19 protein-coding genes are annotated in these 20126 nt (G+C 71.8%); 16 read left to right on the forward strand and 3 right to left on the reverse strand.

Going from position 1 to position 20126, the window contains the following annotated elements; genetic code table 11:
- Positions 1–37: 37 nt before the first annotated feature.
- On the reverse strand, positions 38–1840 hold the full coding sequence (locus tag ACFYY2_RS10885; RefSeq protein WP_388741297.1) for a glycoside hydrolase family 15 protein: 1803 nt from the start codon (positions 1838–1840) through the stop codon (positions 38–40).
- 439 nt (positions 1841–2279) lie between these two features.
- On the opposite strand from ACFYY2_RS10885, the gene ACFYY2_RS10890 reads away from it, so the two are divergent.
- From ACFYY2_RS10890 to ACFYY2_RS10955, 14 genes are all read left to right on the forward strand, one after another.
- A complete protein-coding gene (locus ACFYY2_RS10890; RefSeq protein WP_388740124.1) occupies positions 2280–3944 on the forward strand; it encodes a CTP synthase in 1665 nt (554 codons plus the stop codon).
- 87 nt (positions 3945–4031) lie between these two features.
- A complete protein-coding gene (locus ACFYY2_RS10895) occupies positions 4032–4658 on the forward strand; it encodes an NUDIX domain-containing protein (protein ID WP_388740127.1) in 627 nt (208 codons plus the stop codon).
- Between the two features lie 206 nt (positions 4659–4864).
- Complete coding sequence (locus ACFYY2_RS10900) at positions 4865–6937, forward strand: tetratricopeptide repeat protein (RefSeq protein ID WP_388740129.1); 2073 nt, start codon at positions 4865–4867, stop codon at positions 6935–6937.
- 143 nt (positions 6938–7080) lie between these two features.
- Entirely contained in the window at positions 7081–8196 is a 1116-nt protein-coding gene (ald, locus tag ACFYY2_RS10905) for an alanine dehydrogenase (protein ID WP_388741300.1), read from the forward strand.
- A gap of 359 nt (positions 8197–8555) precedes the next feature.
- Positions 8556–9674, forward strand: coding sequence for a ParA family protein (locus ACFYY2_RS10910; RefSeq protein WP_388740131.1), 1119 nt, complete (start codon positions 8556–8558; stop codon positions 9672–9674).
- A complete protein-coding gene (locus ACFYY2_RS10915; protein ID WP_388740134.1) occupies positions 9659–10249 on the forward strand; it encodes a hypothetical protein in 591 nt (196 codons plus the stop codon). Before ACFYY2_RS10910 ends, ACFYY2_RS10915 begins: the two co-directional genes overlap by 16 nt.
- A 102-nt stretch (positions 10250–10351) precedes the next feature.
- Entirely contained in the window at positions 10352–11464 is a 1113-nt protein-coding gene (locus ACFYY2_RS10920) for a segregation and condensation protein A (protein WP_388740137.1), read from the forward strand.
- Positions 11461–12108 carry an SMC-Scp complex subunit ScpB gene (gene scpB / locus ACFYY2_RS10925; protein WP_388740140.1) on the forward strand — a complete coding sequence of 216 codons (648 nt, stop codon included), beginning with the start codon at positions 11461–11463 and terminating at the stop codon, positions 12106–12108. Before ACFYY2_RS10920 ends, scpB begins: the two co-directional genes overlap by 4 nt.
- Positions 12108–13292: a pseudouridine synthase gene (locus tag ACFYY2_RS10930; protein ID WP_388740143.1), complete on the forward strand. Its 1185-nt coding sequence runs from the start codon at positions 12108–12110 to the stop codon at positions 13290–13292. Before scpB ends, ACFYY2_RS10930 begins: the two co-directional genes overlap by 1 nt.
- A gap of 131 nt (positions 13293–13423) precedes the next feature.
- Positions 13424–14077 carry a nicotinamide riboside transporter PnuC gene (gene pnuC / locus ACFYY2_RS10935; protein ID WP_388740145.1) on the forward strand — a complete coding sequence of 218 codons (654 nt, stop codon included), beginning with the start codon at positions 13424–13426 and terminating at the stop codon, positions 14075–14077.
- Positions 14074–15153: an AAA family ATPase gene (locus ACFYY2_RS10940; RefSeq protein WP_388740148.1), complete on the forward strand. Its 1080-nt coding sequence runs from the start codon at positions 14074–14076 to the stop codon at positions 15151–15153. The genes pnuC and ACFYY2_RS10940 overlap by 4 nt, the downstream gene beginning before the upstream one ends.
- On the forward strand, positions 15150–15881 hold the full coding sequence (locus ACFYY2_RS10945; RefSeq protein WP_388740150.1) for an NUDIX domain-containing protein: 732 nt from the start codon (positions 15150–15152) through the stop codon (positions 15879–15881). Before ACFYY2_RS10940 ends, ACFYY2_RS10945 begins: the two co-directional genes overlap by 4 nt.
- Positions 15878–16900 carry an ADP-ribosylglycohydrolase family protein gene (locus tag ACFYY2_RS10950; RefSeq protein ID WP_388740153.1) on the forward strand — a complete coding sequence of 341 codons (1023 nt, stop codon included), beginning with the start codon at positions 15878–15880 and terminating at the stop codon, positions 16898–16900. Before ACFYY2_RS10945 ends, ACFYY2_RS10950 begins: the two co-directional genes overlap by 4 nt.
- A gap of 3 nt (positions 16901–16903) precedes the next feature.
- Entirely contained in the window at positions 16904–17743 is an 840-nt protein-coding gene (locus ACFYY2_RS10955) for a DNA polymerase beta superfamily protein (protein WP_388740156.1), read from the forward strand.
- Here ACFYY2_RS10955 and ACFYY2_RS10960 read toward each other — a convergent pair.
- On the reverse strand, positions 17729–18442 hold the full coding sequence (locus tag ACFYY2_RS10960) for a DNA polymerase beta superfamily protein (RefSeq protein ID WP_388740159.1): 714 nt from the start codon (positions 18440–18442) through the stop codon (positions 17729–17731). The two genes, ACFYY2_RS10955 and ACFYY2_RS10960, sit on opposite strands and share 15 nt — an antisense overlap.
- A 91-nt stretch (positions 18443–18533) precedes the next feature.
- The gene (locus ACFYY2_RS10965) at positions 18534–18941 is read right to left on the reverse strand and encodes a Rieske (2Fe-2S) protein (protein ID WP_388740162.1); all 408 of its coding nucleotides are present in this window, start codon (positions 18939–18941) and stop codon (positions 18534–18536) included.
- A gap of 180 nt (positions 18942–19121) precedes the next feature.
- On the opposite strand from ACFYY2_RS10965, the gene ACFYY2_RS10970 reads away from it, so the two are divergent.
- Together ACFYY2_RS10970 and ACFYY2_RS10975 are read left to right on the forward strand one after the other, a co-directional pair.
- Positions 19122–19484, forward strand: a complete 363-nt coding sequence (locus ACFYY2_RS10970; protein ID WP_388740164.1) for a DUF1304 domain-containing protein — start codon at positions 19122–19124, stop codon at positions 19482–19484.
- 4 nt (positions 19485–19488) lie between these two features.
- Positions 19489–20118 (forward strand): TetR/AcrR family transcriptional regulator, encoded by a 630-nt coding sequence (locus ACFYY2_RS10975; protein ID WP_388740166.1) that lies wholly within the window; start codon positions 19489–19491, stop codon positions 20116–20118.
- The last annotated feature ends 8 nt before the right edge of the window (positions 20119–20126 follow it).

Genomic DNA, 20126 nt, shown 5'->3' on the forward strand with positions numbered 1-20126 from the left:
TCGGCCGTTCCACCGAAGCCCTGTCACGCCCGCACGGTCAGCCCACGTACGCCCCGCTGGCCGTCAGCCGCAGCGCCGTGTCGATCAGCGGGACGTGGCTGAACGCCTGCGGGAAGTTCCCCACCTGGCGCTGGAGCCGTGAGTCCCACTCCTCGGCCAGCAGGCCGAGGTCGTTGCGCAGGGACAGCAGCTTCTCGAAGAGCCGGCGCGCCTCGTCGACCCGGCCGATCATCGCCAGGTCGTCCGCCAGCCAGAAGGAGCAGGCCAGGAACGCGCCCTCGTCGCCCTCCAGGCCGTCCACGCCGGCCTCGTCGCCGTCCGTCGGATAGCGCAGGACGAACCCGTCCTCGGTGGACAGCTCGCGCTGGATCGCCTCGATCGTGCCGATGACCCGCTTGTCGTCCGGCGGCAGGAAGCCCATCTGAGGGATCAGCAGGAGCGAGGCGTCCAGCTCCTTCGACCCGTAGGACTGGGTGAAGGTGTTGCGCTCGGGGTCGTAGCCGCGCTCGCAGACGTCCCGGTGGATGTCGTCGCGCAGCTGGTGCCAGCGCTCCAGCGGCCCCTCGGCGTCGCCCGACTCGACCAGTTTGATGGTGCGGTCCACCGCGACCCAGGCCATCACCTTGGAGTGCACGAAGTGGCGGCGCGGCCCGCGCACCTCCCAGATGCCCTCGTCCGGCTCCTCCCAGTGCTTCTCCAGGTACTCGATCAGCTTGAGCTGGAGGCCCATCGCGTAGTCGTTGCGCGTCAGGCCGGTCATGTGGGCCAGATGGAGCGCCTCGGTGACCTCGCCGTACACGTCGAGCTGGAGCTGGTTCGCCGCGCCGTTGCCGACCCGGACCGGACCGGAGTTCTCGTAGCCGGGCAGCCAGTCCAGTTCCGCCTCGCCGAGCTCCCGCTCACCCGCGATGCCGTACATGATCTGCAGGTTCTCCGGGTCGCCGGCGACCGCGCGCAGCAGCCACTCGCGCCAGGCGCGGGCCTCCTCGCGGTACCCCGTGCGCAGCAGAGAGGACAGCGTGATCGCCGCGTCGCGCAGCCAGGTGTAGCGGTAGTCCCAGTTGCGGGAACCGCCGATGTCCTCCGGCAGGGAGGTGGTCGGCGCGGCCACGATGCCGCCGGTGGGCGCGTAGGTGAGCGCCTTCAGCGTGATCAGCGAGCGGACGACCGCCTCGCGGTAGGGGCCGTGATAGGTGCACTGCTCGACCCACTCGCGCCAGAAGTCCCCGGTCGCCTCCAGGGACGCCTCCGGCTCCGGCATGGCGGGCGGCTCGTGGTGCGAGGGCTGCCAGCTGATCGTGAAGGCGATCCGGTCGCCGGGGGCGACGGTGAAGTCGGAGTACGTCGTGAGGTTCTGGCCGTACGTCTCGGCGTCGGTGTCCAGCCACACGGAGTCGGGGCCCGCGACGGCGACCGTACGGCCGTCGACCTTGTGGACCCAGGGGGTGACCCGGCCGTAGCTGAACCGCATCCGGAGCTCCGAGCGCATGGGGACGCGGCCGCTCACCCCTTCCACGATGCGGATCAGCTGGGGGGCGCCGTCACGGGGCGGCATGAAGTCCGTCACGCGGACCGTGCCGCGGGACGTGTCCCACTCCGATTCCAGGATGAGGGAGTCGCCGCGATAGCGGCGACGGTCCGCCGCCGGCGCCGGAGCGCCTTCGGGACGGGCGGGTCCCAGCCGCCAGAAACCGTGCTCCTCGGTGCCGAGAAGTCCGGCGAAAATTGCATGGGAATCGAAGCGGGGCAAGCACAGCCAGTCCGCTGTGCCGTCCCGGCAGACCAGGGCAGCGGTCTGCATGTCTCCGATGAGTGCGTAATCCTCGATGCGCCCGGCCACGTGCGTCTCCAGTCGAACGGCCATGTCGCCCCGCAGGGCGCTTATTGCTGGTCAAGGGGTCGTTGTAATCGAACCGACGAGCTCTTGCGCGGGTGAGCGGGCTGGGGTGGAGCCGCTGGGCCGGCCAACTCGGCAGCGAGTGTCCGAGCAGGATACGACGCACCTGGAAGATCCGCGCGCCTGTCCACAAGTTGTCCGTCGCCTGTCACGGGGCGAATGGGTGGGACCTGAAAGAGACGTGATGATCTTGTGTTCACCGCGGGGGACGCATGGCCGGAAGCAGCCTCTCCTCGTCGCTGTTACCCTGGTGGCCCGTGGACCGGTGGTCGTCCCGACAGTGGACGAGGCCCCCGAACCGCAGCGACGGCACCGACGGAGATCTCCGTCCGGCACGCCGGCACGCACCTCACGATCGCGACCACGGGAGCCCCCTTTGGCTATGCAGCCCTCATCCACGACGACCAAGCACATCTTCGTCACCGGGGGTGTCGCCTCCTCCCTCGGCAAGGGTCTGACTGCCTCCAGCCTGGGTGCCCTGCTCAAGGCGCGTGGCCTCCGGGTCACGATGCAGAAGCTCGACCCCTACCTCAACGTCGACCCCGGCACGATGAACCCCTTCCAGCACGGTGAGGTGTTCGTCACCAACGACGGCGCCGAGACCGACCTGGACATCGGCCACTACGAGCGCTTCCTCGACGTCGACCTCGACGGCTCGGCCAACGTCACCACCGGCCAGGTCTACTCGCAGGTCATCGCCAAGGAGCGGCGCGGCGAGTACCTCGGCGACACCGTCCAGGTCATCCCGCACATCACGAACGAGATCAAGCACCGCATCCGCCGCATGGCGACCGACGACGTCGACGTCGTCATCACCGAGGTCGGCGGCACGGTCGGCGACATCGAGTCGCTCCCCTTCCTGGAGACGGTCCGCCAGGTCCGCCACGAGGTCGGCCGCGACAACGTGTTCGTCGTGCACATCTCGCTGCTTCCCTACATCGGCCCGTCGGGCGAGCTGAAGACCAAGCCCACCCAGCACTCCGTCGCCGCGCTCCGCAACATCGGCATCCAGCCCGACGCCATCGTGCTCCGCGCCGACCGCGACGTCCCCACCTCCATCAAGCGCAAGATCTCGCTGATGTGCGACGTGGACGAGGCGGCCGTGGTCGCGGCCATCGACGCCAAGTCGATCTACGACATCCCCAAGGTGCTGCACACCGAGGGACTGGACGCCTACGTCGTCCGCAAGCTGGACCTGCCGTTCCGCGACGTCGACTGGACGACCTGGGACGACCTGCTGGACCGCGTCCACAACCCCGACCACGAGATCACCGTCGCCCTGGTCGGCAAGTACATCGACCTCCCCGACGCCTACCTCTCCGTCACCGAGGCGATCCGGGCCGGCGGCTTCGCCAACAAGGCCCGCGTCAAGGTCAAGTGGGTCGCCTCGGACGACTGCAAGACCCCGGCCGGCGCCCAGGAGCAGCTCGGTGACGTCGACGCGGTCTGCATCCCCGGCGGCTTCGGCGAACGCGGTGTGATCGGCAAGGTCGGCGCCATCCGGTACGCCCGCGAGAACAAAGTGCCGCTCCTCGGCCTCTGCCTCGGCCTGCAGTGCATCGTGATCGAGGCCGCGCGCAACCTCGCCGGCATCACCGACGCCAACTCCACCGAGTTCGACGCCGCCACGAGCCACCCCGTCATCTCCACGATGGAGGAGCAGCTCGCGTACGTCGAGGGGGCCGGCGACCTCGGCGGCACCATGCGGCTCGGCCTGTACCCGGCGAAGCTCGCCGAGGGCTCCCTGGTCCGCGAGGCCTACGACGGCGAGCCCTACGTCGAGGAGCGCCACCGCCACCGCTACGAGGTCAACAACGGCTACCGCACCGAGCTGGAGAAGAAGGCCGGGCTCGTCTTCTCCGGCACCTCCCCGGACAACAAGCTCGTCGAGTACGTCGAGTACCCGCGTGAGGTCCACCCCTACCTGGTGGCCACCCAGGCGCACCCGGAGCTGCGCTCCCGCCCGACCCGCCCGCACCCGCTCTTCGCCGGCCTGGTGAAGGCGGCCGTGGAGCGCAAGGTCGCCGCACACGGGACGGACGCGTAAGAGCGTCCGGGGCGATACGGTTGACCGGGGTACGGATCCTTCGCGGATGCGTACCCCGGTTTCTGTTTTGTTCGTGGGAGGACGTACATGGGTTTCCAGGACACGCCCGAGGAGTGGCAGGTCACCGAGACGGTGACCCCCTTCACCGGTAACAAGACCAGCGTCCGCACCGACGGCGTCGTGATGCCCGACGGCAGCGTCCACAACCGCGACTACCAGGTCCATCCGGGGTCCGTCGCCGTGCTCGCGCTCGACGAGGAGGGCCGCGTGCTCGTCCTGCGCCAGTACCGCCACCCCGTGCGCCAGAAGCTGTGGGAGATCCCGGCGGGTCTGCTCGACGTCCCGGGCGAGAACCCCCTGCACGCCGCCCAGCGCGAGCTGTACGAGGAGGCGCACGTCAAGGCCGAGGACTGGCGGGTGCTGACCGACGTCTACACCACGCCCGGGGGCAGCGACGAGGCCGTGCGCGTCTTCCTCGCGCGGGACCTCTCCGAGGCCGAGGGGGAGCGCTTCGAGGTCTCCGAGGAGGAGGCCGACATGGAGCACGCCAGGGTGCCCCTCGACGAGCTCGTGCGGAGTGTGCTCGCGGGCGACCTGCACAACAACTGCCTGGTGGTGGGTGTCCTGTCGCTCACCGCCGCGTTCGCCGGTGACGGGGTGGACTCGCTGCGCCCGGCCGACGCGCCGTGGCCGGCCCGGCCGTTCGAGGCCTGACGCCCAGTCCGGCCGCCGCCGGGGAGACCCGTCGGGTCCGGCGCGGGGCACGCCCCGCGACGGGCCCGATCGTATGAAACTCTGATGCGATCGAGGGACGTTTCAGCCCTGCGCGGCAGTGATCGTCCGCACCGCTGAACTACGCTCGAAAGGCCCCGACCGGACTTCCGGCGGGCAACCGCGTGCAGTGAAGTGGAGCGTGGCCCGTGACCGACCAGGCGGTGGACACCAGCATCCCGGCCGGACCGGCCCGGACGGCGGGAGCCGAGCAGCCGTCCGACGTCACCGCGGTCCAATTCTTCGGGCGCGAAAGAGAGTTGAGGGCCCTTCAGGAGGACATCGAGCGGGCCGGACTGGACACCCTGGCCGGCCGTAAGGCACCACGAGCCAGGGTCCTGCTGATCGCCGGGCGGCCCGGATCCGGACGCTCCGCTCTCGCCGCCGAACTCGCCCGCAGGCTCGCCGAGCCGGGCGACTACCCGGACGGGGTGTTCCAGGTCGCCCTCACCGACTCCGGCGGCGAGCGCGTCCCCGCGGAACGCACCGCGCGCCGGCTCCTGGACCTCCTCTCGGTCGCCGCCCCGCCCGGAGCCGGCGAGGACGAACTGTCGGAGATGGTCCGCCAGGCCTTCGCCGTACGCCGTGCCGTGATCCTGCTCGACGACGCCGTGGACGCCGCGCAGGTCGATCCCCTGCTGCCGGACAATCCGGACTGCCTGGTCGTGGCGACGGCCACCGGCCCGCTCACCGGAATCCCCGGCGTCCGCCCGTGCACCATCGGCGGGATGGACCCCGGTTCCGCCGTCCAGCTGCTCGCCCGCACCATCGGCCGGGTCCGCATCACCGTCGACCCGCGGGCCGCCGAGACCCTCACCGAGGAGTGCGGGGGCCAGCCGGCCGCCCTGATCCTGATCGCGGGCTGGCTCGCGGCCCGGCCCGGGGCCTCCGTCGCCGACGTCACCAAGCAACTGTGCGAACAGCAGGAAGGCTCCGAGCAGCTTTCCGGGACGCGGCCGCTGGCCCGGGCGTTCCGGCTGGTCCACGACTCGCTGCCGCCGGCCGCCGCCGCGGTGCTGCGGCTGCTCGCCCTCGCGCCCGCGGGCACGGCCGACGCCCACACGGCCTCGGCCCTCGCCGGATGCTCCGTGTCGGCCGCCGCCGCCGTCCTCGACGACTTCGTGCGGCTGGGACTGCTGCGGACGGACCCCGCAGATCCGGAGCAGTACGAACTGCCGGGCTGCCTCGCACCGCTGGTGCGCGCGATGCTGGACGAGCGGGAGCGGCCCGCGGAGGTCCAGCTGGCCCGGGCCAGGATGCTGGAGCGCACCGTGCGAAGGCTCCAGGCCTGCCGCGCGGTCACCGACCCCGAGGACTCCCCGGCCCGCCGCAAGCTCGCGGCGCTGCCCCGCTCGCTCCGCTTCCCGGATCCCGAGTCGGCGGCCGAATGGCTGCGCGTCCGCGAACCCGCCCTCGTGGCCTCCGCGCGGCTCGCGGTGCGGGACGGAGGCCTCGACACCCTGGCCCGCCGCCTGGTGGCGGCGCTCGTCCGCGCTCTCGCCGTGCACCGGGGCACCGAGGACGCCGCTCCCGTGCTCTACGGGCTGCACGGCCTGGTCCTCGACGTGGCCGAGCGCCGCGACCTGCCCAGGGAGAAGGCCGCGGCGCTGCTCAACCTCGCCGATCTGGACGCCAGTACCGGCCGCACCCGGGAGGCGCTGGTCCGGTACCGGGCCGCACTGGACGCCGGGCGCGCCGCGAACGACCTCTACGCGACCGGCAGGGCGATGGAGTCCGCGGGCGGCGCCTACGCGGAGCTGGGGGACTTCGCCCGGGCCGCCGACTGGTACGGCAGGGCCCTCGCGCAACGGCTGGGCCAGGGGGAACGCGCCGACGAGGCGAGGCTCTACGGGCGGCTGGGAGCCGTCCACACGTACGCCGGCCGCTACGGCGAGGCCCTGCGGAACTGGCGCGCCTCGGCCGCGGGCCACCGACGGCTGGGAGACCTTCCCGCTCAGGCGCGGGCCCTCAGCGAGGCCGCGCGGGTGCAGGAGTACGCGGGCAGGCCGCAGGAGTCGCTGCACACCTGCCGTGAGGCGGTCGAACTGGCCCGCCGGGCGGGCGACGTGCGCCTTCAGGCGGCCCTCGAACTGAGGCTGGCCGACACCCTGGACCGGCTCGGTGATCCGGCTGCGGCCCGCCTGCACCGGGCCGCGGCGGACAGGCTGCTGGGAGAAGACGAGGCTGCCTACGAAATCCGTAGTGCTTCGCCGGAAAGTTAATGCTTTGTAAGGCTGGACAGCGAGAAGTCCTTCATTAATGATGGCTCTGCCGCACATCCCTGCGGTGTCTCCCTTTATGCTTGGTTCATGCGGGTTCGTCCCGCTATGCCCGAGCACCATCCGAGCCAAGGACCGTGATCGACGTGAAGGTCGGCATCCCCCGCGAAGTCAAGAACAACGAGTTCCGGGTGGCGATCACCCCCGCCGGAGTGCATGAGCTCGTCCGTCACGGCCACCAGGTCCTCGTCGAGCAGCACGCCGGCGAGGGATCGTCCATCCCGGACGCGGAGTACGTCGCCGCGGGAGCGCGGATCCTGCCCACCGCCGACGAGGTCTGGGCCGCGGCCGACCTGCTGCTCAAGGTCAAGGAGCCGGTCGCCGAGGAGTACCACCGCCTCCGCAAGGGGCAGACGCTCTTCACCTACCTCCACCTCGCCGCGTCCCGCGCGTGCACGGACGCCCTGATCGAGTCCGGCACGACCGCCATCGCCTACGAGACCGTCGAGACCGCGACCCGCGCGCTGCCGCTGCTCGCCCCGATGTCCGAGGTCGCGGGCCGTCTCGCCCCGCAGGTCGGCGCCTACCACCTCATGCGCTCGGTCGGCGGGCGCGGGGTGCTCCCCGGCGGCGTCCCCGGCACGGGGGCGGCCAGGGCCGTCGTGATCGGCGGCGGTGTCTCCGGCTGGAACGCCACGCAGATCGCCGTCGGGCTCGGTTTCCACGTCACGCTGCTCGACCGGGACATCAACAAGCTGCGCGAGGCCGACAAGGTCTTCGGCACCAAGGTGCGGACGGTCGTCTCCAACGCCCTCGAACTCGAGAAGGCCGTCGTCGAGGCCGACCTCGTCGTGGGCGCCGTGCTGATCCCCGGCGCGAAGGCCCCGAAGCTGGTCACCAACGAGCTGGTCGCGAAGATGAAGCCCGGAAGTGTTCTTGTCGACATCGCGATCGACCAGGGAGGCTGCTTCGAGGACTCGCATCCCACGACGCACGCCGAGCCGACCTTCATGGTCCACGACTCGGTCTTCTACTGTGTCGCGAACATGCCGGGTGCGGTCCCGAACACCTCCACCTACGCGCTCACCAACGCCACGCTGCCGTACATCCTGGAGCTCGCCAACCGCGGCTGGGCCGACGCCCTGCGTCGCGACGCCGCACTGGCCAAGGGTCTCAACACCCATGACGGCCAGGTGGTTTACCGCGAGGTCGCCGAGGCGCACGGTCTCGACCACGTCGAACTGAGCACGCTCCTCGGCTGAGCGGTCAACCCTCCGGGTCAACCTCATGCGTCCGGCCGGACCTTGCCCAGCAAGGTCCGGCCGGACGCATGAGCGGGCCCGTGCCAACTGGCCGGAGACGTAACCCTCTACCCTTTTTGCACCCCTGCGAAAGGTGCGCCGCGAGCGCTCCACACCCTTGACAGGAGGGTGTTCGATTGCCGACACATCGGGCCGGGTCCGGCGGATTGTGTTGCTGCGAACCGGTGACACGCCATAGAGTCGCCAATCGTCGGCATGGTGCCACGCTGACCTATCGATAAGTAGTCCTGGTCACATCCAAGGAGGTAAGACGACTTGTGAATGAGTCGACAATTACTCCCGGGGGTGGTCAACCAGGGATGCCTGCACGGGGTCTGAGCCCGATCGGGCTCGAAGCTGTCGGCTCCGTCGCAGTCCGCACCTTCGCCACCCACCAGCACATGACGACAGCCCCCCAGATGATGGACGGCCAACACGTGAACGCCATGGCCGGCAACGAGAGTGGCCGGGACACCGCCCACTTCGCCGACTTCGCCGAGGTGCCCGAGGGGCACTTCTACGACCCCGATGCCGAATACGAGCCCGATCCGGAGTACGCGGCCACGCTCGCGCCCGACGCCGCCCGCCAGCGCCGCGAGCGCATCGGCCCGACCGGCCGGCCCCTGCCGTACTTCCCGATCCCCGGTCCGCTGACCGATCACGGCCCCGCGAAGATCATCGCGATGTGCAACCAGAAGGGCGGCGTGGGCAAGACCACGTCGACCATCAACCTGGGCGCCGCGCTCGCCGAGTACGGCCGGCGCGTCCTGCTCGTCGACTTCGACCCGCAGGGAGCCCTGTCGGTCGGTCTCGGGGTCAACCCGATGGAGCTCGACCTCACCGTCTACAACCTGCTCATGGAGCGGGGCATGGCGGCCGACGAGGTCCTCCTGAAGACCGCCGTGCCCAACATGGACCTGCTCCCCAGCAACATCGACCTCTCGGCCGCCGAAGTGCAGCTCGTGAGCGAGGTGGCCCGGGAGTCGACACTGCAGCGCGCCCTCAAGCCGCTGATGGCCGACTACGACTACATCGTGATCGACTGTCAGCCCTCGCTCGGCCTCCTCACCGTCAACGCCCTGACGGCGGCTCACAAGGTGATAGTCCCGCTCGAGTGCGAGTTCTTCGCCCTGCGCGGTGTGGCGTTGCTCACCGAGACCATCGAGAAGGTGCAGGAGCGGCTCAACCCCGAGCTGGAGCTGGACGGCATCCTCGCCACCATGTACGACTCCCGCACGGTGCACAGCCGTGAGGTGCTCGCGCGCGTCGTCGAGGCGTTCGACGAGCACGTCTACCACACGGTCATCGGGCGCACGGTGCGTTTCCCGGAGACCACGGTCGCCGGTGAACCCATCACCACGTACGCGTCCAACTCGGTCGGTGCCGCCGCCTATCGCCAGCTCGCCAGGGAGGTGCTCGCCCGGTGTCACGCCGAGTGAGTCTGCCGGGGGCCGACGAGCTGTTCCGTACGACCGGGGGCATGGGCCTGCAGGCCTCGTCCCCCGCCGAGAGGCGGCGCAAGGCGAACGGCGAGGCGCGGGTGCCCGCGCCGGCCGGAGGAAGCGATTCCGCGCCGGGGGACACCGGCCAGGGCGGCGCCCCCGGTGCGGCCCCGGAGCCGTCCCAGGAGGAGCACGCGGCGGCGGACGCCGACGCCGGGGCCCCGCACAGCCGGGCCGAGGGGGGCGACCGCGGTGCGGCCGCCCCGGACCGTTCCCGTACCGCGCCGCCCCAGGAGGCGGCGGTCACCGTCCAGCCCCAGCGGGGGCGCGGCGGCGGCCGGGGGGCGAACCGCAGGCCGAGCGGCCGGGAACGCCACGACGAGAAGATCACCGTCTACGTGTCGGCCGAGGAACTGATGGACCTGGAGCACGCGCGACTCGTGCTGCGCGGTGAGCACGGACTCGCCGTCGACCGCGGGCGCATCGTCCGTGAGGCGGTCGCCGTGGTGCTGGCCGACCTGGAGTCCCGCGGCGACGCGAGCATCCTCGTGCGGAGGCTGCGGGGCCGCTGACCGGCGCGGCGCCGGTAGCCTGCCCGGGGGAAGGGCCGCCGACCGGGCGGCTCCGCCCAGGGCCATCGCCCGACATCCCGCCGCACCCCTGGACCCCAGCACATGCGAGACGCCGACGACCCGCCCCGTCCCACCCGCCGTGCCCTCGGCCGCGGACCGGGGATACGGCCGTCGGCGCATCCCGGCGAGGACACCGGACCTCCGCGCCCGCCCCACGCCGACAGCGGCGTACCCGCCGCGGTTCCTGCGGCCCCGAAGGCCCCTGTGGCCGCCTCCGGGCCCCCGGCGGTCTCTGAGGTCTCCGAGGGGCCGGTGACGGCCTCCGGGCCCCTCCCGGACCACCCCGAGGGTGCGGGGGAGACCGGGGGCGGAGTCCCGGCGGCGGGTGAGGCCCCGGCTTCCGCCGCCCATGGCGACGACCGGCGGTTCACCGTGCGGCTGGTCAACTTCGAGGGCCCCTTCGACCTGCTGCTCCAGCTGATCTCGAAACACCGGCTCGACGTGACCGAGGTGGCGCTGTCCCGGGTCACCGACGAGTTCATGGCGCACATCCGCGCCATGGGACCGGACTGGGACCTCGACCAGACCACCGAGTTCCTCGTGGTCGCGGCGACCCTGCTCGACCTCAAGGCGGCCCGGCTGCTTCCGACCGCCGAGGTGGAGGACGAGGCCGACCTCGCCCTCCTGGAGGCGCGGGACCTGCTCTTCGCCCGGCTGCTGCAGTACCGCGCGTACAAGCGGATCGCCGAGATCCTCAGTGACCGGCTCGACTCCGAGTCGCGCCGCCACCCCCGCACCGTCGGCCTCGAACCCCAGCACGCCGAGCTGCTGCCCGAGGTCGTGATCAGCATCGGCCCGGAGGGGTTCGCCCGGCTCGCGGTCAAGGCGATGCAGCCGAGGCCCGAGCCCCAGGTGTACGTCGACCACATCCACGCCCCCCTCGTCAGCGTGCGCGAGCAGGCGGAGATCGTGGTGGCGCGGCTGCGCGCGGACGGCGAGGCAAGCTTCCGGGAGCTCACCGAGGACGCGGCGGACACCCTCACGGTGGTCGCCCGGTTCCTCGCGCTGCTGGAGCTCTACCGGGAGAAGGCCGTCGCCCTCGACCAGGAGGAGGCGCTCGGCGAACTCCTCGTGCGCTGGGCGGGGGGCGAAGGGGCCGGTCCCGTGGTCACCGACGAGTTCGACCGAGAGGCGCAGGAGGACGTACAGGAATGAGCACTGACGAGGGGCGCGACGCCCGGGTCGCCGCACTCGACCTCAAGCCCGCGCTGGAGGCCGTCCTGATGGTCGTGGACGAGCCCGCCACCGAGGAGCACCTGGCCAAGGTCCTCCAGCGGCCCCGCAGGGCCGTGGCCGACGCCCTGCGGGAGCTGGCCGACGACTACACCGTCCAGGGGCGCGGATTCGACCTGCGGCTCGTCGCGGGGGGCTGGCGCTTCTACACCCGCCCGGAGTACGCGGACGCCGTCGAGGGCTTCGTCCTGGACGGCCAGCACGCCCGGCTGACCCAGGCGGCGCTGGAGACACTTGCGGTCGTCGCCTACCGGCAGCCGGTGAGCCGGTCGAGGGTCTCGGCGGTGCGCGGAGTCAACTGCGACGGCGTGATGCGGACCCTGCTCCAGAGGGGTCTGGTCGAGGAGGCGGGCGCGGAACCCGAAACAGGTGCGATCCTGTACAGGACGACGAACTACTTTCTGGAGCGCATGGGCCTGCGAGGCCTGGACGAGCTCCCGGAGCTCGCGCCCTTCCTCCCGGAGGCGGACGCGATCGAGGCTGAGACGCTAGAGGGTGTGCCGTCGTTCGATCCGGACGCACCGGACACCCCGGAAACTCACGCAGACGACAAGACGGATTTTTGATGCGAAGCAGTGGCAGCAACAGCGGACGTGGCAGCGGCGGCGGCAGGAGTGGCGGCAGCGGCTCCCGGAGCGGCGGCAGCGGCTCCTGGAGCGGCGGCGCGGGCGGCAGGAACAACAGCGGCAGCGGCCGGAGCAGTAACCCGAACCCCCGGGTCTCCGGCTCCGGGCGCGACGACAAGCAGGAGCAGCGCCCCCGCCGGCCCCGTCCCGAGGAGCGCCGCTACGACGTGGGCTCGGACAAGCCGGGCGGCGACGGAGGCCCCCGCAAGGGCCGCGGCGCGGCCGCGCGCGGCGGGGCCAAGGGCGGACCGAAGCCCGCGCAGAACGTGAGCAAGGGCGGCCGCCGGCAGGGCGCGCCCGCCCGTCCGCGCGAGCTCGACGCCAAGATCGAGCAGCGCAACCGCGACCGTTACGCCGAGAAGCCCGAGATCAGGACGCCCAAGACCCACCCGGGCGCCGAGCAGGAGGGCGAGCGTCTGCAGAAGATCCTCGCCCGGGCCGGCATGGGCTCGCGCCGCGCGTGTGAGGAGCTCATCGAGCAGGCCAGGGTCGAGGTCAACGGCGAGATCGTCCTGGAACAGGGCATGCGGGTCGACCCGCACAAGGACGAGATCAAGGTCGACGGCCTGACCGTCGCGACGCAGTCGCACCTGTTCTTCGCGCTGAACAAGCCCGCCGGCGTCGTCTCCACCATGGGTGACCCGGACGGCCGCCAGAACCTCGGTGACTACGTCAACAACCGCGAGACGCGGCTGTTCCACGTCGGCCGGCTCGACACCGAGACCGAGGGCATCATCCTGCTCACCAACCACGGTGAGCTCGCCCACCGGCTGACGCACCCCAAGTACGGCGTGAAGAAGACCTACCTGGCCGCCATCCAGGGTCCGCTCCCGCGCGACCTCGGCAAGCGGCTCAAGGACGGCATCCAGCTGGAGGACGGGTACGCCCGCGCCGACCACTTCCGGGTCGTCGAGAACACCGGCAAGAACTACCTGGTCGAGGTCACCCTCCACGAGGGCCGCAAGCACATCGTCCGTCGCATGCTGGCCGAGGCCGGTTTCCCGGTCGACCGCCTCGTGCGGACGTCCTTCGGGCCCATCCCGCTGGGCGACCAGAAGTCCGGCTGGCTGCGCCGCCTGACCAACACCGAGGTCGGCATGCTGATGCGCGAGGTCGGCCTGTAGCCCGTCCCGACCCGAACGGCCCGCGGCCGGTCCCTCGTTCACTTTTCCGAACGGGACCGGCCGCGGGCCTTTTGCCGCCGCGGATTCTTCTTTATAGTCAGAGTGACTATTAAAGAGAGGGAGGGCGGCGCGTGACGCTCGCGGACATACTCGAACCCCTGCAGCAGCCCCTGGTGACGGTGCTGGACACCCCGGTCGGCTGGACCGAGGTGCTGGGCTTCGGCAGTGGCGCGCTGTGCGTGTGGCTCGTCGCCCGTCAGCACCTCGCGAACTGGCCGATCGGCATCGCCAACAACCTGTTCTTCATCCTGCTGTTCGCCCAGTCCGGTCTGTACGCCGACGCCGGCCTCCAGATCGTCTTCATCGCCCTCGCCGCGTACGGCTGGTGGACCTGGACCCACGGGGGTGGACCGGGGACGTCCGTCCTGCCGGTGCGGAGCACCACCCGCACCGAATGGGCCTGGCTGCTCGCGGCGGGGGCGATGACGACCCTCGGCCTCACCCTGCTGCTGTCCCGGGTCACGGATTCGACCGTGCCGTTCTGGGACGCGCTCACGACCTCCCTGTCGCTCATGGCGACGTACGGGCAGTGCCGCAAGCGCGCCGAGTCGTGGTGGCTGTGGATCGCCGCCGACCTGGTGTACATCCCGCTGTACGCGTACAAGGAGCTCTACCTCACCTCCCTGCTGTACCTCGGCTTCCTCGCGCTCTGCCTCATCGGGCTGCGCGACTGGAACCGAGACATGGCGGCGGGCCGGCGCGACGGCGCGGTGGTGCCGGTATGAAGCGCCACGGACACGGCCTGGTCCTCGGCAAGTTCTATCCGCCGCACGCCGGTCACCACCATCTCGTCCGCACCGCCCGGGACCGCTGCGAGCGGCTCACCGTCCTGGTCTGCGCCGCCTCCGTCGAATCCGTACCGCTCGCCGACCGGGTCGCCTGGATGCGGGAGGCGCACCCCGACGCCCGGGTGGTGGGCGCCGTCGACGACATCCCCATGGACCTGAACGACCCCGCGGTCTGGGACGCGCACATGGCCGTCTTCGGCGCCGCCGTGCCCGAGCGCATAGACGCCGTCTTCTCGTCGGAGAGCTACGGCCCGGAGCTGGCACGCCGCTTCGGGGCGGAATCCGTCCTCGTGGACCCCGGCCGCACCCTCTTCCCCGTGTCGGGCACCGCGGTACGCGCCGACCCGGCCGGCTGCTGGGACTACCTGGAGCCGCCCGTGCGGGCCGCGCTCACCCGCCGGGTCGTCGTCCTGGGCGCCGAGTCCACCGGCACCACCACCCTGGCCCTGGCCCTCGCCGAGCACTACCGGCGCCGCGGCGGGACCTGGGCCCGGACGGGATACGTCGCCGAGTACGGGCGCGAGTTCAGCGAGGCGAAGCTCGCCGCACTCCGCGGCCGGTGGCCCGGCGCCCGGTGGGAGGACGTCAGCTTCACCACCGACGACTTCCCCCACATCGCCGAGACGCAGAACGCGCGGGAGGAGGCCGCCGCGCGCGTTGGGTCCCCGGTGCTGATCTGCGACACCGACTCCTTCGCCACCACCGTCTGGCACGAACGCTACGTCGGAGGCCGCAACCCGCTCGTCGAGAAGACCGCCGACCGGGTCACCCACCACCTCTGGCTGCTCACCGGTCACGAGGGCGTCGCCTTCGAGGACGACGGCCTGCGCGACGGCGAGGAGCTGCGGCCCTGGATGACGGAGCGCCTCCGGGCCGAACTCACGCGGACCGGAAGGAACTTCGTCGAGATCACCGGGAGCCGCCGGGAACGGCTGGACGCGGCCGTCACCGCCGTGGACGGACTCCTTGCCACCGGATGGCGCTTCACCGACCCCCTCCCGGAGCGACGATGAGCACCGTGCCCGAGGGGTACGACCCCCACGCCTTCACCCCCTTCGCGGTCACCGTCGACCTCGCGGTCTTCACCGTCCGCGAGGGGCGGCTGCACGTCCTGCTGGTGGAACGCGGCGAGGAGCCGTACAAGGGCCGGTGGGCGCTGCCCGGAGGCTTCGTCCTGCCGCGGGAGTCCGCCGAGGCGGCGGCCCGCCGTGAACTCGCCGAGGAGACCGGCCTCACCCGGCACACCGCGCGCGCCCTGCACCTGGAACAGCTGCGCACCTACAGCGACCCGGACCGCGACCCCAGGATGCGGGTCGTCTCCGTCGCGTACGCCGCGCTCATCCCCGACCTGCCGGAGCCGCGCGGCGGCGGTGACGCCGCGCACGCGCGGTGGTGGGACGCGGGAAGCACCGGGCCGCTCGCCTTCGACCACGACCGCATCCTCGCCGACGCGCACGACCGGATCGGCGCCAAGCTCGAGTACTCCTGCCTGGCGACGGCGTTCTGCCCCGCCGAGTTCACCCTCGGCGAGCTCCAGCGGGTCTACGAGACGGTCTGGGGCGTCGAGCTCGACCGGCCCAATTTCCGGCGCAAGGTCCTCACCACGCCCGGCTTCGTGCAGGCCGTGGAGGGACCGCCGCGCCGCACCGGCGGACGGGGGAAACCGGCCGCCCTCTACCGGGCGGGTGCGGCCACCGCGCTGCACCCGCCACTGCTGCGCCCGGAAGGACGGACACCATGATTCCCACGAGGATCTCCACCAAGCAGGCGGCCACGGGCGCCCTTACCGGGCTCGCGCTCGGTGACGCGCTCGGCTTCCCGACCGAGTTCAACGACGTGCCGTCGATCCTCGCGAAGTGCGGGCCGTGGCGGCAGATGCCGCTGCCGAAGCCGGCCTTCGTCACCGACGACACCCAGATGACCCTCGCGCTCGGACGAGGCATACGCACCGCCATGGACCGCGGGCTGCTGACCCCGGAGCGGATGGTGGGCCCGGTCCGGGAGGAGTTCGTCCGCTGGAACCGTTCACCTGACAACAACCGGGCTCCCGGACGCACCTGCCTGGAGGCGTGTGAACTGCTGGAGGGCGACCGGATCTGGCAGGAGGCCAGCAGGACCGGCTCCAAGGGCTGCGGCGCCAACATGCGCGTGGCACCCGTCGGCCTCGTGCCCGGCCTCAGCGACGAACAGCGCGCCGGGGCGGCCCAGCTCCAGGCCGCCCTCACACACGGCCACCCGACCGCCCTCGCGGCCTCGGACCTGATGGCCCGCGCGGTGTACCTCCTCGCGCAGGGGGCCGAACCGCTCGGCCTGGTGGGCCGGCTGCGCTCCTACGCGTACGAGAACCGGGACCGCTACCTCACCCGCTGGCTCGGTGACCTGTGGCGATACACCCATGACCCCTCGCCCGAGGCGTTCATCAGCCGCGGCTGGGACGAGTGCCTGGCCGCACTCGCGCGCGTCCAGGACGCCCTGCGCGACCCGTCCCCGGAGACCGACCCGTGCGAGCGCACCGGGGACGGCTGGATCGCCGAAGAGGCACTCGCCACCGCGCTGCACTGCTTCCTGCTCTTCCCCGAGGAACCCGTCACCGCCCTGCGCAGGGCCGCCTGCACCCGGGGCGACTCCGACTCGCTGGCGTGCCTCACCGGAGCGCTGGCCGGCGCGCACCTGGGGGCGGGGGCCTGGCCCAAGGAATGGTCGGAACGCATCGAGTACCGCAGCGACCTGCTGTCGCTCGCCGCGCTCTGGGACGCTTGATCCATGCACATGGACACGACGCTCCTGCGAGGGGCCGGGCTGCCGGACATCGACCTGCCGCGGATACTCGCCGAGGAGCCCAGCCCGCTCCTCTTCGCCACGGTCTCGGGCGCGCACCTGTACGGCTTCCCCTCGCGGGACTCGGACGTGGACCTGCGGGGGGTCCACGTCCTGCCCGCCGAGGACCTGGTCGGCCTGCGGCAGCCGGAGGAGACCCGGGCGAGGATGTGGGAGCACGACGGCGTCGAGATGGACCTCGTCACCCACGACCTCCGCAAGTTCGTCCGGCTCATGCTGAAGCCCAACGGCTACGTACTGGAGCAGCTCCTGTCGCCGCTGGTGGTGCACACCACACCGCTCCACGCGGAACTCGCCGCTCTGGCCCCCACGGTTCTCACACGTCATCATGCCCACCACTACCGGGGATTCGCCGGCACGCAGTGGCGGCTGTTCGAGAGGACCGGCGAGCTCAAGCCACTGCTCTACACCTTCCGGGCGCTGCTCACCGGCATCCACCTCATGCGTACCGGCACCCTGGTCGCGCACCTGCCGACCCTGAGCGGTGAGGCGTCCGCGCCCGCCGGCCTGCCCGCCCTGATCGAGGCGAAGGCCGATGCGGAGCACGGTGCGGCGCACATGGTCGACGCCGCGTCGGCCGCCCGTGACGTCGAGGCCCTCCACGCCGTCCTCGACGAGGCGCAGGCGCGGTCCCGGCTCGCCGAGGCCCCGTCGGGTCTCGACGCCCTGCACGACTTCGTCGTCCGGGTACGGCTGGGGGAGCCCGGTCTGCTCCGGGCTCGGAGCGGCGACCCGATCGGTGGCGGGGAGTCAGGACCGCTCTGACCGCTGCCGGGCGTCCGCCGAGGCCCGCCTGGTCCGGATCAGGAACGCCTCCACCCGGTCCCTGTCCGGCTCGGGCGGCAGCGGGGAGCGCGCCGCCGCTTCGTCGTTCTCGGCGGCCAGGCGCGCCATCCGGCGTTCGACCTCGGCCCAGGTGACCTCGCCCCGCTTCACCGCGAGCAGGTCCTCACGCGCGTCCCCGACCTCGACCCGCAGCTCGCCCGTCCGCAGCAGGTCCCGCCCGGCGGCCAGCAGGCGCAGCAGATGCATGGCGTGCTTCCAGCGCGGGGCGCCGTGCGTGCGGACGTCCGCCTCCAGCTTCCGCCGCTGTCCCAGCGCATAGCGCAGATACGTCTCGTGGGCACGCAGGGACAGGAAGGCCCCGCGGAGACCGAGGAGTTCGCGGCCCGTGTCGTCGATCCGCTCCACGAGCGGGGAGTGCAGGCACTCCAGCACATTGGGGTTGGCCCGGAGCGCCAGCTCGCAGAAGCGTTCCAGCTCCCACGAGAACTGCTCCTCGTCCGGCCCCTCGACGTGGGCCGGCGGCTTGGTGAACCCCCAGAACAGAGGGGTGGGTGCGAGGAACACCCCGCGCCGGTCCGTGTCGCTGCCCTCGGTGGCGAGACCGAAGGCGCGGGACCCCGTCACACAGGAGTAGACGGTGTGATCCCGCACGAGCCGTTCGCCTTCAGGGGTGATCATGGGCGAGACGGTACGCGCCCCGGGTCCTTCGTCCGGATCGGGGTGCGGTTTCAGGACGTGCGAGCCCGGCACGATCCGAACGGGACGGCCCTCAGGCCTGTCGGACCGCACCGCCCTCGACGGTGATCCGCTCCGGGGGGAGCGGCCGTGTCGCCGGGCCCCGCTCGACCGCCCCGTCCTCGATGGCGAACCGGCTCCCGTGGCACGCGCAGTCGATGGTGCCGTCCGCCACCGTCGCGACGATGCAGCCCGCATGCGTGCACACCGCGGAGAAGGCCTTGAACTCGCCCTCCTTCGGCTGCGTGACCACGATCTTGCGGTCCTTGAAGATCGTGCCGCCGCCGACGGGGATGTCCGAGGTCCGGGCCAGCTCGGCACCCCCGGACGCGGGCGCCGAGCTCTCGTCGCCGCCACCGCCGCCCCCGTCCCCGGAGGAGCCGCAGCCGGTCACCAGGACCGCGGCCCCCGCGCCCAGGAGCGTCCTTCGCCGTGCGTCCATGACTCTCCTCGTGTGGTGGTCGTCGTGCGGCGGTCGCCGGACCGCGTGACGGCCGCCGAAGGGCATCGTGGCGCCCCGCGGTGCACCGGCGAAGCAACCGGGCGGCGGCTACGGCCGAGTGGGTGACGGTCCGGCTATTTCCTGTACAGTCGTCCAGAAAATTCCGCCGCAGGAGGCCCCATGCAGACCGCCGCCCAAGTGCTGGTCGCGCTCGTCGCACTGATCCACACCTACTTCCTGGTCCTGGAGATGTTCCTCTGGGACACCCCGCGCGGCCGCAAGGCCTTCTCCACCACCGAGGAGTTCTCCGCGCAGAGCGCCACGCTCGCCGCCAACCAGGGGCTCTACAACGGCTTCATGGCCGCCGGACTCGTCTGGAGCCTGATCGCCGGTGACCCCGTCGGCCACCAGGCGGGGATCTTCTTCCTGAGCTGCCTGATCGTCGCGGGCGTGTACGGGGCTGCCACCGTCAGCCGCAAGATCCTCTACGTCCAGGCGGCGCCCGCCGCACTCGCCCTCGCCGTCGTGCTCGCGGCGGGCTGAGCGCATGGCGCCCGCCGTGACCGGCGGCAGCAAGGACCCGAGGACCGCCCGCACCCGCGCCAGGCTCAGGGCCGCCCTGCTGGAGGCCTGCGAGCAGCAGCCGCCGGACCGGGTCACCGTCGCCGAGGTGGTCCGCCGGGCCGGTGCGGGACGGGCCACCTTCTACCTGCACTACGACGACCTGCACGCGCTCGCCCTGGACGCCTGCGCGGAGACCGTACGGGAAGCGGTCGAAGCCCTGCACGCCTGGGACCGCACGCCGCCCGGCCCCGAATCCCCACCGCGTGAGCTCGTCACCCTGCTCGGCGAGGTCCGCGGCCGGTCAGCCGTCTACCGGAGCCTTCTGGGACCCGGCGGCGGTCCGCTCGGCGAGCTGCTGCACCAGGAGCTCCGCCGCCGCAGCCACGACGAACTGTGCCGCCGCAGGCCCGCGGGAACCGGTCACGACCTGACCGCGAGCGCCGTGGCCGGACTGTTCACCGGCGTACTCACCGACTGGGTCCACGACCGGATCGACGCCGGGCCGGAACAGCTCGCGGGCCAGGTCTGGCGCGCGCTCCTCGCCGTGCACGCGGCCGCCGCGTCTCACGGACGGAGCACGGTGACCGGACCGCCCGCCGCGCCTCTAGGCTGAAAGGGCAC

Origin of the sequence: Streptomyces sp. NPDC001822 (genome assembly GCF_042892135.1) — a bacterium.
In the GTDB taxonomy this organism is placed as follows: domain Bacteria; phylum Actinomycetota; class Actinomycetes; order Streptomycetales; family Streptomycetaceae; genus Streptomyces.